Here is a 16254-nt window from a genome sequence, read left to right on the forward strand (position 1 = left end):
ACCTCGACCTGGTTCGGGCTGACGAAGCGGCCCGAACCAGGTCGAGGTCGAACACGAGGGCAAGAAGACGGTGATCGGCTTCGACCAAGCGATCATCGCGGCCGGCTCCGAGCCGATCAAGATGCCGTTCATCCCGCACGACGACCCGCGGGTCATCGACTCCACGGGCGCGCTCGAGCTCGACGGCATCCCCGGCCGCATGCTGGTGATCGGCGGCGGCATCATCGGACTGGAGATGGCGACCGTCTACCACGCGCTCGGCGCCAAGGTGACGATCGTCGAGCTGATGGACCAGATCATCCCCGGCGCGGACAAGGACATGGTCACGCCGCTGATGAAGCGGATCTCCAAGCAGTACGAGGCGATCCACCTCAAGGCCAAGGTCACCAACGTCGAGGCGACGCCCGAGGGCCTGAAGGTGAGCTTCGAGGGCGGCTCGGCGCCGGCCACCGACACCTTCGATAAGATCCTGGTCTCGGTCGGGCGCCGCCCGAACGGCAAGCTGGTCGGTGCGGAGGCGGCGGGCGTGGTCGTGGACGAGCGGGGCTTCATCCCGGTCGACCGGCAGATGCGCACCAACGTCGCCCACATCTTCGCCATCGGCGACGTGGTCGGCCAGCCGATGCTGGCCCACAAGGCGACGCACGAAGCCAAGGTCGCGGCCGAGACGGCGTCCGGCAAGAACAGCTTCTTCGACGCCAAGGTGATCCCCTCGGTGGCCTATACCGATCCGGAGGTCGCCTGGGTCGGGCTCACCGAGAACGAGGCCAAGGCTAAGGGCATCAAGGTCGGCAAGGGCGTGTTCCCCTGGGCCGCCTCCGGGCGCTCCCTGGCGCTCGGGCGCGACGAGGGTCTGACCAAGGTGCTGTTCGACGAGGCCACCGACCGCATCCTCGGCTGCGGCATCGTCGGCCCCTCGGCGGGCGACCTGATCGCGGAGGCAGCACTCGCCATCGAGATGGGCGCGGATGCCGAGGACATCGGGCTGACCATCCACCCGCACCCGACCCTGTCGGAGACGGTGGGTCTGGCGGCCGAGGCGTTCGAGGGCACGATCACCGACCTGTACATGCCCAAGAAGCCGCACCGTCCGCCGGCCTGAGCCGGCCTCCGCCGCCACACCGGGGCGGCACGGCGATGCAGGAGACCGGAGCGGGGAACCGCCCCGGTCGTCCGCGGGACGTATGCGTCGCGTAAAAAAGCACAAAAAATCAGGAGGTTGCCCGTGGACGAACAGCTCGAGAAGGCTGCCCTCGACTATCACCGCCTTCCGAAGCCCGGAAAGATCGCGGTGCTGCCGACGAAGGCCATGGCCACGCAGCGCGACCTCGCCCTGGCCTACTCACCGGGCGTCGCCGCCGCCTGCCTCGCGATCAAGCGCGATCCGCTCCAGGCGGCCGAGATGACCTCGCGCCAGAACCTCGTGGGCGTCATCACCAACGGCACGGCGGTGCTGGGGCTCGGCAACATCGGCGCGCTCGCCGGCAAGCCGGTTATGGAGGGCAAGGGCTGCCTGTTCCAGAAGTTCGCCGGCATCGACGTATTCGACATCGAGATCGACGAGACCGATCCCGACAAGCTGATCGAGATCATCGCCAGCCTGGAGCCGACCTTCGGCGGGATCAACCTGGAGGACATCAAGGCGCCGGAATGCTTCGAGATCGAGGCGCGCCTGCGCGAGCGGATGAAGATCCCGGTCTTCCACGACGACCAGCACGGCACCGCGATCATCGTCGCGGCGGCGATCCTCAACGGGCTCAAGGTCGCGGGCAAGCGCATCGAGGACGTCACCCTCGTCTGCTCGGGGGCGGGCTCGGCGGCCATCGCCTGCCTGAACCTCCTGGTCTTCCTCGGCCTGCCGCGGGAGCACATCACGGTCAGCGACATCGAGGGCGTGGTCTACCAGGGCCGCACCAGCCTGATGGACCCGCAGAAGGCGGCCTATGCCCGCGACACAGCGGCGCGCAAGCTCGGCGAGGTCATGCCCGGCGCCGACATCTTCCTCGGCGTCTCGGCCGCCAACGTCGTAACCCAGGACATGGTGCGCGGCATGGCCGAGCGGCCGCTGATCCTGGCGCTCGCCAACCCCGATCCGGAGATCAGCCCGGACGCCGCCCGCGCCGTGCGCCCCGACGCGATCATCGCCACCGGCCGTTCGGACTACCCGAACCAGGTCAACAACGTCCTGTGCTTCCCGTTCATCTTCCGCGGCGCCCTCGACGTCGGCGCCACGACGATCAACGAGGCGATGAAGCTCGCCGCCGTCCACGCCATCGCCGACCTCGCCCAGGCCGAGCAGTCGGACGTGGTCACGGCCGCCTACGGCACGCAGGAGGTCAGCTTCGGCCCCGACTACCTGATCCCGCGGCCGTTCGACCCGCGGCTGATCACCAAGATCGCCCCCGCCGTGGCGCTGGCCGCGATGGAGAGCGGCGTCGCCACGCGGCCGCTCGCCGACCTCGACGCCTATCGCCGCTCCCTGGAGCGGGTGGTCTACACCTCCGGCACGGTGATGCAGCCGGTCTTCGCGGCCGCCGTCGAGGCCGCGCAGCGCCGGATCGCCTTCTCGGAAGGGGAGAACGATCGGGTGCTGCGCGCGGCGCAGGTGATCGTGGACGAGGGGCTCGCGCGCCCCGTCCTGATCGGGCGGCCGGACACGATTGCTCACAAGATGCGCGACCTCGGCCTGCGCATCGAGGTCGGCCGCGACGTGGAGGTGGTCTCCATCGGCGACGACCAGTTCCAGGCGGAGGCCGCCGAGGGCTACTACGCCCTGCGCAACCGCAACGGCCTGTCGCGCGAGATGGCGCGGGCGGAGGCGCGGCGCAATCCGACGCTCGTCGGGGCGATGCTGTTGCGCTTCGGGCGCGTGGATGGCCTGCTCTGCGGCGGCTTCGGCTCGTATCACAGCCACTTACGCCATATCCGTCAGGTGATCGGCACCGGCCCCGGCGTCGATGCGCTGGCCGCGATGAGCCTGCTGCAGCTGCCGCAGCACACCCTGTTCATCTGCGACCCCTACATCCACCTCGACCCCTCGGCGTCCGAGATCGCGGGGATGACCCTGCTGGCGGCCGAGGAGATGCGCCGCTTCGGCCAGACGCCGCGGGTGGCGCTGGTCTCCCATTCGAGCTTCGGCACGGCCACCAACGCGTCGGCCCAGAAGATGCGCGACGCCCTGGCCCTGATCCTGGAGCGGGCGCCCGACCTCGAGGTCGACGGCGAGATGCAGGCGGATGCGGCGCTCAGCCATCCGCTGCTTGACGGCGTGTTCCCCGAATCCCGGCTCAAGGGCGAGGCCAACCTCCTGGTGATGCCCAACCTCGACGCGGCCAACATTACCCTCAACGCCCTCAAGGTGGTGGCAGGCCACGGCATCAGCGTCGGCCCGATGCTGCTGGGCGCGGCCCAGCCCGTGCACATCCTCAGCCACACCACGACCGTGCGCGGGATCGTCAACATGACGGCCCTCACCGCCACCGCCGCCGCAGCCCGGCTCAAGCCCGGCGCGGTCTGACCGGCCGGCACGGGCGGTGGAAGGCGGCGCGACACGCGGGTGACGAACGGCACCCGCGCGAGGCTCGCACTGCCGGTCCGTCCGCGCTAAGGGCTCATGGCCGCACGGATCACGGGTCCGTGCGGTCATCCGTCCGTCGGCGCGACGCCGTCCCCGCGACGAGGCCCCCATGGCGAGCCCGAGCGAACACGCGAGCTTCCTGCCACCGGTCCTGACCTTCCTGTCGGCGGCCGTGATCGGCGTGCCGATCTTCCGGCTGATCGGCCAGAGCGCCGTACTGGGCTACCTCGTGGCCGGCGTGCTGATCGGGCCGGCCTGCTTCTCGCTGATCCACGAGCCCGAGACCGCCGCAAGCGTCGCCGAGATCGGCGTGGTGCTGCTGCTGTTCATCGTCGGGCTGGAACTGCACCTGTCGCAGCTCGTCTCCATGCGGCGCGACATCTTCGGCCTCGGCACGGCCCAGCTCCTGCTCTGCTCGCTCCTGCTCGGGGGGGCGGGCGTGCTGTTCGGCCTGCCCATGGCCGCCGCCACGGTGATCGGCATCGCGCTCGCGCTCTCGGCCACCGCGGTGGCGCTCCAGCTGCTGGAGGAGCGCGGCGACCTCGGCACCCCCTACGGCGCGCGCGCCTTCGCGGTGCTGCTGTTCCAGGACCTCTCGGTGGTCGGCATCCTCGCGCTGATGCCGCTGCTCGCCTCGGCGGGCGGGGGCGGCAACGCCCCGTGGCTCGGCGAGGCGGCCCTCTCTACGGCCAAGGTGCTCGGCGCCATCGCCGCGGTGGTGCTGGTCGGGCGCTACGGCCTCAACCCGTTCTTCCGGCTGCTGGCCGCCAGCGGCGCCCGCGAGGTGATGACGGCCGCCGCCCTCCTCGTCGTGCTCGGCACCGCCATGCTGATGCAGGTGGTCGGCCTGTCGATGGCGATGGGGGCGTTCCTGGCCGGCATCCTGCTCGCGGAATCGAACTTCCGCCACCAGCTGGAGGCCGACATCGAGCCGTTCCGCGGCATGCTGCTCGGCCTGTTCTTCATGAGCGTCGGCATGTCGATCGACGGTGGGCTCGTGCGCGCGGTCTGGCCGGCCCTGTTCGGGGCGACCTTCGCCGCGATCCTGGTGAAGGTCGCACTGGTGGCCGGCCTGTTCCGCCTGTTCGGGTCGCCCTGGCTCGATGCGCTCCGCGGCGCGGCGGTGCTGGCCCCGGCCGGCGAGTTCGCCTTCGTGTTGCTGCCGCAGGCGGAAGGGCTCGGGCTCACCGACGCCACCGCGACGCGCTTTGCCGTGGCACTGGCGGCGCTGACCATGCTGATCGGCCCCGTGGCTGCCAAGGGACTCGACCTGGTGCTGGCCCGCGCCCGCCCGGACCTGCCGGAGCCGGCCACCGACGTGATCGAGAGCGCCGAGGCCCGCGTCCTGGTGATCGGCTTCGGCCGCTTCGGCCAGATCCTGACCCAGGTCCTCCTGGCCGAGGGCATCAACGTCACGGTGATCGACAAGGACGTGGAGCAGATCCGCTCGGCCTCCCGCTTCGGTTTCCGGATCTATTACGGCGACGGCACGCGACTGGACGTGCTGCGCGCGGCCGGCATCGGCCGGGTGGAACTGGTCTGCGTCTGCGTCGACGACCCGGACGCCGCGCTCAAGATCGTCGACATCGTGCACGAGGAATTCTCGGCCGTGCGCACCTACGTACGGGCCTACGACCGCATGCACGCCGTCGAGCTGATGAACCGGGACGTGGACTACCAGTTGCGCGAGACCTCGGAATCGGCCCTCGCCTTCGGCCGCGCCACCCTGGAAGGCCTCGGGCTCCAGCCCGAGGCCGCGGCGGCGCGGGCCGAGGACGTGCGCAAGCGCGACGTCGCCCGCCTCGTGCTCCAGCAGGCGGGCGCGCTGCCCGAAGGCACCGGCTGGCTGCGCGGCGTGGCGGCCCCGGAGATCAAGCCCGAGCCGCTGACCGTGCCGCAGCGTCCGTCCCGTGCCCTCAGCGCCGAGACCCGCGACATCATCGGCCACGACCGGCGCGAGGCGGCCGAGCGGATGCTGGAGAAGCCCGCCCCCGAGCGACAGGCGGAGCCCGACGAGGAGGAGCCGGCCCTGGAGACGGAAGGCGCCCGCCGGGATGGCTGAGGCCCCGGTGAAGGCGGCGGAGGCGGCGACGGGAGAGGCGGGCCGCTTCGTCACCGGCTCGATCCTGCGCCACGTCGTGGTGATGAGCGCCACCGGCTCGGTCGGGCTGATGGCGATCTTCGTCGTGGACCTGCTCTCGCTGCTCTACGTCTCGAAGCTCGGAGACCCGCAGCTCACCGCGGCGGTGGGCTTCGCCTCGATCATCCAGTTCTTCGCCATCGCCATCAACATCGGCCTGATGATCGCGGCCGGCGCCCTGGTCTCGCGGGCGATCGGATCGGGGGATTCGGTCGGCGCACGCCGGCTGGCGACCTCGGCCACGCTCCTCGGGACGCTCGTCTCAGGTGCGCTCGTCGCGGTGATGCTGCCCGTGGCCGACCCGATGCTGCGGGCGATCGGCGCCGAGGGCGAGGCCCTGCGCGTGGCCGAACGCTTCCTCTGGGTCGCCCTGCCCTCGAACGTGCTGATGGGGCCCGGAATGATGTTCTCCGGCCTGCTGCGGGCCGTCGGCGCGGCCCGACAGGCCATGTTCGTGACGCTGGGCGGCGCCATCGTCACCGCCGGCCTCGACCCGCTGCTGATCTTCGGGGCCGGCCTCGGGGTCGACGGGGCGGCGATCACGGTATGCGTCGCGCGGGCGACCTTCGCCCTGATCGGCTGGTACGGGGTCTCGGTGCGCGGGATGCTGGCCCGGCCGCGGTTCGACCACGTGCTAGCGGACGCGCCCGTCCTGTTCCGGATCGCCCTGCCGGCGGTGCTCACCAACCTCGCCCCTTCCGTGGCGAGCGCCTTCCTCGCCCACGTGCTCGCCCGGTTCGGCGCGGAGGCCGTGGCGGCCAACGCCGTCACCGACCGGCTCACGCCGGTGGCCTTCGGCGGCCTGTTCGCCCTGTCCGGCGCGATCGGGCCGATCCTCGGCCAGAACTGGGGCGCGGGCCGCTTCGACCGGATGCGGGGGGTGCTGCGGGACGGCATCCTCGTCACCCTCGCCTACGTCGCGGTCGTCTGGCTCGCCCTGGTGCTGACCCGTGAGCCGCTGATGCGCCTGTTCGAACTGCAGGGCGTGGCGGCCGACCTGTTCGGCTTCTTCTGCCTCGTGGCCGGCGGGATCTGGTTCTTCAACGGGCTCCTGTTCCTCGGCAACGCCTCGTTCAACAACCTCGGCTTCCCGGTCCGCTCGACCCTGCTGAACTGGGGCCGGGCGACGTTCGGCACCATGCCGCCGGCGCTGCTGGGCGCGGCCTATTACGGGCCGCGCGGCGTCATCGCCGGTGTCGGTGCGGGCTCGCTCCTGTTCGGCACGCTGGGCATCGTGCTCGCCTTGCGCACGATTACGCTGCTGGAGGGCCGCGCGGGCCCGGACCGTCCCGACGCGCGGCCCGTCGCGGCCGACCAGGCCGCCGAGACCCCGCAGACGGGGGCGATGGTCTGAAAACCTGTGCGGTCCGCAGGCCTTCGTCGCCAAACAGCGACCACAACTGGTCATTTGCCGCTGGAAAGGTCTAGACTTCGGCCGATCAAGGGCTCTGCGGGCGACACGTCCGCCGGGGTCGCGAGAAGCTCAGGTCCGAGTGCCATGTTCAACCCGATCGACATGCTCCAGATGCCGGGCGGCGCCGGGATGCAGACCATGGGCCAGCAGTTCGGGATCACGCCCGAACAGACCCGCAAGGCCATGGAGGCCCTGCTCCCGGTCTTCGCCATCGGCCTGCAGCGCAAGGCCCCCGACGATCCGACGGGTCTCGCCAACCTGTTCGGCTCGCCGATGCTGACACAGGCCATCCTGCATCAGGCATCGAGCGCGAGCGGCGTGGGTTCGCAGGTGCTGCGCCAGATGCTGCCGATGATGGCAGGCGCCGTGGTGGCGAGCGTGGTCCACATGCTGCTCAACCAGCCGGAGGCCGCGCGCGCGCCGGCGCCGGCACCGGCCGCCAGCCCGTTCCCGGTCAATCCGGTCTGGGCCGACATGCTCAAGGCGTTCATGCCGCCGAACGAGGCCGCGCCCCAGCGCCCGAAGCCCGCGCCCGCCCCCCAGGTCCGGGCCGGGACGAAGCCTGCGGAGAAGGATTCGGCGGATGCCGGACGCGACATGCTCCAGCAGATGCTCAAGACCGGAGCCGAGGTCCAGGAGCAGAACGTCAAGGCGATCCAGGGCCTGTTCGACGCCTTCTGGTCGGAGGCGTCCAAGCCGTCCGCCCCGCCCCCGGTCGCACCGTCCGCCGCGGGGAGTCCGGAGGAGCCGGCGCCGAAGCCCAGGCGCGGACGCGCGCCGCCTGATTCCTCCGGGGGCCGGTAGGCAGGCCCGTCAGTTGATCTGCGCGGCGGCGTTGCCGATGCGGGCGTAGACGTCGTTCACCTTCGAGCCGTAGAGGCGGATGCTGCCGGCCGCCACGGCGAAGATGAGGGCGCCGATCATCGCGTATTCCATGGCCGTTCCGCCGCGCGCGTCGCGCAGGAACCGGCCGAATCGGGATGCGTCCCGGCAGGGGCACGCGGGGTCCCGATGACGGTCCGAATCGTCCTGAACGGCCGGCCCCTCCTCACCGATGATCGGCTTTCCCATGAACGACCGCCTCACTGGCCCACGAGGCCGAGTCGGACGGTAGGGGGATTCCATTGCGGATCGTTTAAGGGGATCGCCGAATCCCGACACGCATACGGCGCGGACCTGCTTGGTCCGCGCCGCCGGGGATCACGGAGGCGGCAGGACGGCTGCCACAGAGGTCAGCCGTGCCCGGCTTCCTTGCGCAGGGCGTCGATGCGCTTGGAGGCCTCGGCCTTGTCGAGGTCGGGATCGAAGGCCTTGGGCTCCTTGGTCTCCTCGGACAGGGTCTTGAGATAGGAGGCCTGCGCGCCGGTCATCGGTTCGCCGCCCGTGGTCCACTGGTCCGGGTCCTTGATCTGGTTGGAGGTGTCCTTCGGATCGGTCTTCGGGTTGTCCGCGCTCGATGCGGTCTTCTCGGCGGCCTTCGCCATGACGGAACCTTTCGTTCTACAAATGTTCCGACCAACGCCGGGGTGTCCGGCCGGTTCCCTGCCGGGTCGAGACTCCCTCCCGCCCCTCCGGCGTCAGGACGGGGAAACGGCCTTGTCCCGGCCGCATACGAACCGAACGGCGCGGCGGTCGACGATCTCCCGCGCCGCGGCGTTCGCACCGGGTGCGGTGGCCTTCACGACGCCCATCACGCAGGAGGCCCGGCGGGGCGTCAGCCGGTAGAGGACGAGCCGGCTCGCCCCGAGGCGGCCGATGGACGGACCCGTATCGTAGCGCACGATGGCGGCGATCGGCCTGATCCGGCCGCCGAGCCGTGGGCCGCGCCATTCCACCAGGCCGCGCACCTCATGGAACGTGTCGAGGCCGGGAATCGGCGCGTCCACGGCCTCGGCCGTCCCGAAGCCGAGGGAACTCGCATCGGGCTCGCCCGTCCAGACCACGGCTATGCCGTCCAGTCCCGCACAGGCGCGGACCTCCACGACGTCGGGATGCGGCGAGGGCCGCACTGCGCAGCGGCTGAAATCGTGACGGGTATAGGTGCTGGCAGGCCCCCGATTGCCGGCAGGCCCGGCCGCGGACGCCGCGACGGGTCCGAGGACGAGCGCCATGGCGCAGGCGCGGACCGCAAGGCGGGCGGAGAACGGAACGGCCACGGCAGGCCCCATCGACAGCGCGCCTCATGCGCCGCCCGAACGATAGGGCCGCCGCGTTGCAGGCGGATGTCGTCGGGCCGACCGACGCGGCGCGCCGGCCGGCCCGCGTGGCCTCAGGCGGCCTGCGCCTTGGGCTGCACCTCGGCGAGGTAATCGTCCATCAGCGTCTTGGTGACGGCGCCCGGCGTGAAGCGGTAGGGGCCGATCTCGGAGACCGGCGTCACCTCGGCGGCAGAACCGGTGATGAAGCACTCGGAGAAGCCCGTCATCTCCTCGGGGCGGATGCGGCGCTCCACCACCTCGATGCCGCGCCGCCGCGCGAGGTCGATCACGGTCTGGCGGGTGATGCCGTCGAGGAAGCGGTCGGCCCGGGGGGTGTGGAGCACGCCGTCCTCGAGGAAGAACACGTTGGCGCCGGTGCACTCGGCGACGTTGTCCTCGAAGTCGAGCATGAGGGCGTCGGCGTAGCCCTTGTTCTCGGCCCGGTGCTTCGAGATCGTGCAGATCATGTACAGGCCCGCCGCCTTGGAGGCGCAGGGGGCCGTGCGCGGGTCCGGCCGGCGATAGTCGGCGATGTCGAGGCGGATGCCCTTCATCTTGGTGGCGGCGTCGAAGTAGCTCGGCCATTCCCAGGCGGCGATGGCGAGGTGGATGGTGTTACCCTGCGCGGACACGCCCATCATCTCCGAGCCGCGCCAGGCCACGGGGCGCAGGTAGGCGTCCTGGAGACCGCTGGTCTTCAGAACCAGGGCCTTGGCCGCCTCGATCTCCTCCACCGCGTAGGGGACCTGGAAATCGAGGAGTTCGGCCGAGCGGCGCAGCCGCCGGGAATGCTCCAGGCTCTTGAAGATGCGGCCGCCATAGGCACGCTCGCCCTCGAACACCGACGATCCGTAGTGGAGACCGTGGCTCAGCACGTGGATCTTGGCCTCCCGCCACGGCACCATGGCGCCGTCGAACCAGATGGTGCCCTCGCGCTCGTCGAACGGGATCACGGACATGGGACGGGTCTTCCTCGGATCGCCGCGGTTCGGGGCTGCGCGAACGAAAGCGGACGGAATAACGAAGCCGGAGCGCGCGCTCAAGCGGGGGCCGGACGGGGTTGACGGGTACCAACCGGACTGAAATATGTCAACGACACTGACTTATCTCGGGCGCGGCATCGGGCATGGCATCGGGCACGGAATGGGATCAGCAGACGACGTGACGCGCCCCGGCCCGAGCCCGGTCCCCGCCTCCCCCCGCGGGGCCGAGGCCGCCCGCCCGCCCTGCTCCAGCGACGACCTGATCGAACTCCTGTTCTTCGCCTACCGCGACTTCGTCGGCGACCCGGACCGCATCCTGGCCGAGTACGGCTTCGGCCGGGCCCACCACCGGGTGCTGCACTTCGTCGACCGCTATCCCGGCCTGACCATCGCCGAGCTGCTCGACATCCTGCGCATCACCAAGCAGAGCCTCAACCGGGTGCTCAAGGACCTGATCGGCCAGGGCTACGTCGCGCAGCAGCCCGGCACCAGCGACCGGCGCCAGCGCCTGCTTTTCTGCACCGGGCGGGGGGCGGAGCTTGCGGCCGACCTCACGCGGGTGCAGGCAAGGCGGCTCGCCCGCGCGCTGACCTCCCCCGGCGACGCGGCCACTCCGGAAGGGTTCCTGATGGCGATGATCGAGCCCGACGAGCGCGCCGCTGTCCGCCGCCTGATGGACCGCCGCGGCCAGGGTCACGGGCAAGGGGCCGCCTGATGGCCGTCGCCGCCCGCGCGGAGTTGCCCGACGAGGCGCCGCACGTCCTCGTGGTGGACGACGACCGGCGCCTGCGCGAACTGCTCTCCCGCTACCTCGCCGAGCAGGGGTTCCGCGTCACCGCCGCCGCGAGCGCTGCCGAGGCGCGGGCCAAGGCCCACAGCCTCGTCTTCGACGCGATGGTGCTCGACGTGATGATGCCGGGCGAGGACGGGTTCAGCTACGCCCGCAGCGTGCGCGAGACCTCGCGGGTGCCGATCCTGATGCTCACCGCCCGCTCCAACACCAACGACCGGGTGATGGGGCTGGAGATCGGCGCCGACGACTACCTGCCCAAGCCCTTCGAGCCGCGCGAGCTCACGCTCCGGCTCAACAACATCATCAACCGGGCCTCCGGCCCCCGTCGGGAGACCAGCGGCGAGACCGTGACCTTCGGCCCCTTCTCCTACCGGATCGACCGGGGCGAACTGCGCCGCGAGGACGAGATGATCCGCATCACCGAGCGCGAGCGCGAAATCCTGACGATCCTGGCAACCGCCGGCGGCGCCAACGTCGAGCGCGAACTGCTCGCCGGCAGCGGGGGAGCCGCGGCCGAGCGGACGGTGGACGTGCAGATCAACCGCCTGCGCCGCAAGACCGAGGTGGACCCGGCCAATCCCACCTTCCTCCAGACGGTGCGCGGCGTCGGCTACCGGCTGGCGGTGGACTGATCCGGCGAGCCGGATCGATGCCTACCGGGTCAGGTACCGGAGCGTGTTGATCTGCCAGACGAAGGCGCGGGCCAGCAGGGCGGGGCTCCAGTTGAGCTGGTAATGCGTCGGGAAGATCCAGCCCTTGTCGATGTCCTGAAGGCTCCACTGGTTCTCGACGTTGTGGGTCGCCACGTAGTGCAGCAGGGCGAGCTGGACCTGATAGGCCGAGGCCGGGCTCAAGCCAGCGGCATCCGCGAGGCCTCGCGCGTGCATCGCCTTGCGGGCGGACTCCCTGGGCCGGTCGAAGGGCTCGTCGGTGAGCTTCTGCAAAAACCCGCCGATGTAGAAGGAAAACAGGTTGGCCCGGGCGCGGGCCACCCGCGCGGTGTCGTTGGCGATGGCGATCGACAGGAACGAGCCGAGGATGACGGAGGCGAGGCCGGTGACCGGGTTCTTGGTCGCTGCCATCAGCGCCACGTCCATGCCGTCGGCCGCGAGCTTGAAGCCGTCGCGCGCCTGCGCGTTCTCGAAGGCCTTGCCCCCCAGGTCCACGACGGTTGCGACGGTCTCCAGCCGGTCCTTGGCCATGCCGGCAACCGGCCCCAGGACGGCCTTCGTGGCCTCCGAGGCGAGCGATAGGTCCGTCTCCCCGTCCCAGCCGATGGGATTCTTCATCGTCGGCTCGAGGGACTTGGCCAGTTCGTGGGCGCTGTCGATCAGGGATTGCACCTGCGTTTGGCCGAGCTTCGCGTCGAGGGCGAAGTCGCCGCTGCCGTCGCTGGCGTCGAAGTAGAGCTTCCACCGCGCCGGCCGCGCCTGCGCCTGGCGCCGCTCGGCGGCCTCCAGGAGCCGGTCGCGGGTCATGCTCTGCTGCGCGCCGGCCTTGTGCGCCGCGCTCTCGCTCATCCCGAAGCTGATCGCGCGCACCCACCAGGCGCCGCCCGAGGTCATGCCGAAATAGAGGTGGAGGTAGACCTGGTAGCGCGGGCCCCCACCGTCCGCCGGCAGCGCCATCGGCAGGGGCGCATGCAGGATGTAACTGATGACGTCGTCGACGCTGGCGCGGGCATCGGCCATCAGCTGCGCCCGCCGTCCCCGGCTGACGTAGCGGCCGGCCCAGGCCGCCATCTCCGCTTCCATGCCGTCGCGGTTCGTGCGGGGGATGTCGCGTTGGTAGGTGACGATGTCGCCGCGCGCCTCCCCGCCGTCGAGGACGGGCGGATGACGATGTGCGACCCGCGCTGTTCCCACGGTCCACTCCTGCCGACACCGCCCACGCCGCGAGGGTGGGGCCGCATCGTGGCGGATGCCGGGGAGGCCCGCGATCGACCGACCCGTCGGCACCGGGATGAGGATGGCGCGAAAGCCGCACGGATGCAATGATGGCCACCGCATCCCAAGATTTCGGAGGCCGCCCGACAGTCTTCGCCGGGCAGAAATCAAGGTCTGTCGGATATGCTCGGCCCGAGCCCCCTCACTCGAACGGCCCGAGCCGGCGCTCCAGCCGCATCCGCGTGATCAGGCCGACCTGCTCGATGTCCGCCTCCATCTCGACGGCGGGCGGGTTGGCGAGGCGGCGCTCGAACTCGGAGACGATCTCGGCCCGGCTGCGCCCCCGCACCGCGATGATGAACGGGAACCCGAATTTTTCGCGATAGGCCGCGTTCAGCCGGTCGAACCGGGCGAAGTCGGCCTCACTCATGCGGTCGAGGCCGGCGCTGCCCTGCTCGGCTACCGAGTGGTCCGTCATCGCCTTGGCCCGCGCCTCCTTGCCGGCCAGTTCCGGATGGGCGTTGAGGAGCCGCAGCCGGTCGGCCTCGGGGGCGGCCCGCACCACCCCCATCATCGCCGCGTGCAGCGCGCTCGGACTGGCGAAGGGCGCGGACGGGAACGCCCCCGCGGCGACCCAGGGGGAGTTCTCGAACACGCCCCCGAAGGTCGCGACGAAGGCGGTCCGGTCCATCGCGTTCACGCGGGCCATCTCGAGGGCCGTCTCGGCGGCGGGGGCGACGATGCCGAGGATCATGGCGGAGCCGTAGAGCAGGGGTGCGGGCAAAGGATCAGCTTCCCCGATAGGTGGAGTAGCTCCACGGGGTGGTCAGCAGCGGCACATGGTAATGCGCCTTGGCGTCGAAGATCGAGAACTGCACCGGGACCGTGTCGAGGAAAGGCGGGTCGGAGAGCTTGGTGCCGATCCTGGCGTAGTACTCCGCCACGTGGAAGACGATCTGGTACTGGCCGACCTTGACCGCGTCGCCGACCAGCAGCGGCTTGTCGGTGCGCCCGTCCGGATTGGTCTTGGTCGTCGCGACCAGGCGGTAGCCGTCACCCTCCTTGGCGTAGAAGTCGATCGTCATGCCGCCGGCGGGCTTTCCGTTGGCGGTGTCCAAGACGTGGGTGGTCAGGCGGCCCGTGTCGTCGGCCACGGCCCGCGCGGACGGCAGGGCGAGGGCAGCGGCCATGAGCCCGGCGGCAATCGTGCGGCGCGAGACGGTGTTCCAGGTCATCGATGCTTCCCCCGGGGCGTGCCCGCGGCTGCGGACAGGGCCGGCCCCAGTAGTCCCCCATGCAGCATGCGTGCCCCGGCCGGGGCCGGCTCCGCGAATAGTGCGCTCCCGCCCGGACATTGGCTCCGGACTTGCTAATCCCCGATGCCCGGCAGACCATCGGCGGGCGAGAGGATCACCGGTCCGCGCAGAGCCGACCGCCCGAGCCGAGGGAGCCGAACCATGTCCGGACACGCGAGCCCGCCCGTCCTCGTCGTCACCGGCGCGCATCCCAAGCTCTACAACCACGACCTCGCACCGACCGCGCCGGAGGGCCGGACCTGGGGGGCGTTCAGCATCTTCGCCATGTGGATGTCGGACGTGCACTCGGTCGGCGGCTACACCTTCGCCGCGAGCCTGTTCTTCCTCGGGCTGACCGGCTGGGAGGTGCTGGCCGCGATGGTGATCGGCATCACCATCGTCTACTTCCTGATGAACCTGATCGGCCGCCCGTCCCTGAAGTACGGCACGCCGTTTCCCGTCGTCGCCCGCATGTCCTTCGGGGTGATGGGCGCCAACCTCGCCGCCTGCCTGCGGGGCATCGTCGGCATCGTCTGGTACGGGGTGCAGACCTACTTCGCCTCGAAGGCCGTGCAGGTCCTGGTCCTGACCTTCTGGCCGGCGGCGGAGGCCTACACCCACAACAGCCTCCTCGGGCTCTCGACGCTGGGCTGGGTCAGCTTCCTGTTCATGTGGTTCTTCCAGCTCGTGATCTTCCTCAACGGCATGGAGACCATCCGCAAGTTCATCGATTTCTGCGGGCCGGTCGTCTACCTGGTGATGTTCGCCCTGGCGATCTGGATCGTGGCGCAGACCGGCCTGTCGAGCCTGTCCCTGCAGCTGGGCCCGCCCGCCGAGGGCTCGACCCTCAAGCACATCGCCAACGCCTCGATGCTGATCGTGGCCTACTTCGCGGCCCTCCTCCTGAACTTCGGTGACTTCTCGCGCTTCGCCCGCGACGAGAAGGCGATGAAGGTCGGTAACTTCCTGGGCCTTCCGGTCAACTTCATCGTGTTCGCGATCATCACGGTCGTCGTCACCGCCGGCACGGTGAAGGTGTTCGGCGAGGCGATCATGGACCCGGTGGCGATCGTCGAGCGCATCGGCAACCCGTGGGTCGTGGCGCTGGGCTCCATCACCTTCATCGTGGCGACGATGGGCATCAACATCGTCGCCAACTTCGTCTCGCCGGCCTACGACATCTCCAACCTGCACCCGGAGAAGATCGACTTCCGGCTGGGCGGCCTGATCACCTCGATCCTCTCAGTGCTGGTCTGCCCGTGGCTGTTCGTACAGAGCCCCCAGGCGATCACGGTCTTCGTCAGCATCTTCGGCGCGATCCTCGGGCCGATGTTCGGGATCATGGTGGCCGACTACTACATCGTGAAGCGCCAGCAGGTGGTGCTGGAGGACCTCTACACGATGGCGCCCAACGGCTCCCTCTACTTCGAGGGCGGCTGGAACCGCAAAGCGCTCATCGCGCTCGCGCTCGCGGGCACGGTCTCGATCGGCCTGTCCCTGCTCGGCGCCTACGGCGTCGTCCCCAACGTCGGCGACTGGGGCTGGCTGATCGGGGCGAGCCTGGGCGCCCTGCTACAGGTGCTGCTGATGGGCCGGGCCCCTGCGATCGCGGCTCCGCGGGCGGGCGCCGTCGCCTGATCGTCCGACCCGGCCCGATCGTCGGAGCCGGACGGCGCTACCAGACCAGCCGCTCGATGATCGCGTCGGGGTGCAACGCCTGCCCGCCCAGCCAGGCGGCGATGTCGCCCAGCCGCCGGTCCTCGTCCGAGAGGCCGAGTTCCTCGGCGTGGATGCCGCGGGCGACCATGAGGTTGGGGATGCCGAAGGCCCGCGCCCCGGCGATGTCGGTGCGCAGGGCGTCGCCTACGGCGAGCACGCGCGACAGCGGCGGCGGCTCGCGCCCGTCGAGCGCCCCGGCCTTGGCGAGCGCCGCCTCGTAGACCGGCCGGTGCGGCTTGCCGGCATAGG

At 70.6% G+C, this 16254-nt stretch carries 15 protein-coding genes and 1 pseudogene; 8 read left to right on the forward strand and 8 right to left on the reverse strand.

What is annotated here, in order from left to right; translation table 11 throughout:
* Positions 1 to 31: 31 nt before the first annotated feature.
* From COGEMETH_RS15585 to COGEMETH_RS15605, 5 genes and pseudogenes are all read left to right on the forward strand, one after another.
* Positions 32 to 1102 (forward strand): annotated as a pseudogene (locus tag COGEMETH_RS15585) (dihydrolipoyl dehydrogenase family protein); the annotation flags it as partial.
* Between the two features lie 123 nt (positions 1103 to 1225).
* Complete coding sequence (locus COGEMETH_RS15590; RefSeq protein WP_238183520.1) at positions 1226 to 3517, forward strand: NADP-dependent malic enzyme; 2292 nt, start codon at positions 1226 to 1228, stop codon at positions 3515 to 3517.
* A gap of 169 nt (positions 3518 to 3686) precedes the next feature.
* Positions 3687 to 5639 (forward strand): monovalent cation:proton antiporter-2 (CPA2) family protein, encoded by a 1953-nt coding sequence (locus tag COGEMETH_RS15595; RefSeq protein WP_238183521.1) that lies wholly within the window; start codon positions 3687 to 3689, stop codon positions 5637 to 5639.
* Positions 5632 to 7071, forward strand: a complete 1440-nt coding sequence (locus COGEMETH_RS15600; protein ID WP_238183522.1) for an MATE family efflux transporter — start codon at positions 5632 to 5634, stop codon at positions 7069 to 7071. Before COGEMETH_RS15595 ends, COGEMETH_RS15600 begins: the two co-directional genes overlap by 8 nt.
* A gap of 144 nt (positions 7072 to 7215) precedes the next feature.
* A complete protein-coding gene (locus COGEMETH_RS15605) occupies positions 7216 to 7935 on the forward strand; it encodes a DUF937 domain-containing protein (protein WP_238183523.1) in 720 nt (239 codons plus the stop codon).
* Positions 7936 to 7944: 9 nt separating this feature from the next.
* On the opposite strand, the gene COGEMETH_RS25620 is transcribed toward COGEMETH_RS15605, so the two are convergent.
* The 4 genes from COGEMETH_RS25620 to COGEMETH_RS15620 all read right to left on the reverse strand — a co-directional run bounded on the left by COGEMETH_RS25620 (position 7945) and on the right by COGEMETH_RS15620 (position 10288).
* Positions 7945 to 8067, reverse strand: coding sequence for a hypothetical protein (locus COGEMETH_RS25620; RefSeq protein WP_283214999.1), 123 nt, complete (start codon positions 8065 to 8067; stop codon positions 7945 to 7947).
* A 296-nt stretch (positions 8068 to 8363) separates the two neighbouring features.
* Positions 8364 to 8615: a DUF3072 domain-containing protein gene (locus tag COGEMETH_RS15610; protein ID WP_238183524.1), complete on the reverse strand. Its 252-nt coding sequence runs from the start codon at positions 8613 to 8615 to the stop codon at positions 8364 to 8366.
* Positions 8616 to 8708: 93 nt separating this feature from the next.
* Positions 8709 to 9287 carry a hypothetical protein gene (locus COGEMETH_RS15615; RefSeq protein WP_238183525.1) on the reverse strand — a complete coding sequence of 193 codons (579 nt, stop codon included), beginning with the start codon at positions 9285 to 9287 and terminating at the stop codon, positions 8709 to 8711.
* A 113-nt stretch (positions 9288 to 9400) separates the two neighbouring features.
* On the reverse strand, positions 9401 to 10288 hold the full coding sequence (locus COGEMETH_RS15620) for a branched-chain amino acid aminotransferase (RefSeq protein WP_238183526.1): 888 nt from the start codon (positions 10286 to 10288) through the stop codon (positions 9401 to 9403).
* A gap of 184 nt (positions 10289 to 10472) precedes the next feature.
* Between COGEMETH_RS15620 and COGEMETH_RS15625 the strand changes: the two genes are divergently transcribed.
* Entirely contained in the window at positions 10473 to 11027 is a 555-nt protein-coding gene (locus COGEMETH_RS15625) for a MarR family winged helix-turn-helix transcriptional regulator (RefSeq protein WP_373875378.1), read from the forward strand.
* Positions 11027 to 11737, forward strand: a complete 711-nt coding sequence (locus COGEMETH_RS15630; protein WP_238183528.1) for a response regulator — start codon at positions 11027 to 11029, stop codon at positions 11735 to 11737. Before COGEMETH_RS15625 ends, COGEMETH_RS15630 begins: the two co-directional genes overlap by 1 nt.
* A 21-nt stretch (positions 11738 to 11758) precedes the next feature.
* Here COGEMETH_RS15630 and COGEMETH_RS15635 read toward each other — a convergent pair whose 3' ends face one another.
* The 3 genes from COGEMETH_RS15635 to uraH form a co-directional block, all read right to left on the reverse strand.
* The gene (locus tag COGEMETH_RS15635; RefSeq protein WP_238183529.1) at positions 11759 to 12970 is read right to left on the reverse strand and encodes a hypothetical protein; all 1212 of its coding nucleotides are present in this window, start codon (positions 12968 to 12970) and stop codon (positions 11759 to 11761) included.
* 223 nt (positions 12971 to 13193) lie between these two features.
* The gene (uraD, locus tag COGEMETH_RS15640; RefSeq protein ID WP_238183530.1) at positions 13194 to 13775 is read right to left on the reverse strand and encodes a 2-oxo-4-hydroxy-4-carboxy-5-ureidoimidazoline decarboxylase; all 582 of its coding nucleotides are present in this window, start codon (positions 13773 to 13775) and stop codon (positions 13194 to 13196) included.
* A gap of 4 nt (positions 13776 to 13779) precedes the next feature.
* On the reverse strand, positions 13780 to 14181 hold the full coding sequence (uraH, locus tag COGEMETH_RS15645) for a hydroxyisourate hydrolase (RefSeq protein WP_238183533.1): 402 nt from the start codon (positions 14179 to 14181) through the stop codon (positions 13780 to 13782).
* Between the two features lie 267 nt (positions 14182 to 14448).
* Here uraH and COGEMETH_RS15650 point away from each other — a divergent pair, with 267 nt between their 5' ends.
* A complete protein-coding gene (locus tag COGEMETH_RS15650) occupies positions 14449 to 15924 on the forward strand; it encodes an NCS1 family nucleobase:cation symporter-1 (protein WP_238183531.1) in 1476 nt (491 codons plus the stop codon).
* A 37-nt stretch (positions 15925 to 15961) separates the two neighbouring features.
* Here the strand turns inward: COGEMETH_RS15650 and COGEMETH_RS15655 are convergent.
* Positions 15962 to 16254: HAD hydrolase-like protein (locus COGEMETH_RS15655; protein ID WP_238183532.1), on the reverse strand; the 293-nt coding region annotated here is incomplete at its 5' end.

This window comes from Methylobacterium trifolii (genome assembly GCF_022179685.1).
Classification (GTDB): Bacteria; Pseudomonadota; Alphaproteobacteria; order Rhizobiales; family Beijerinckiaceae; genus Methylobacterium; species Methylobacterium trifolii.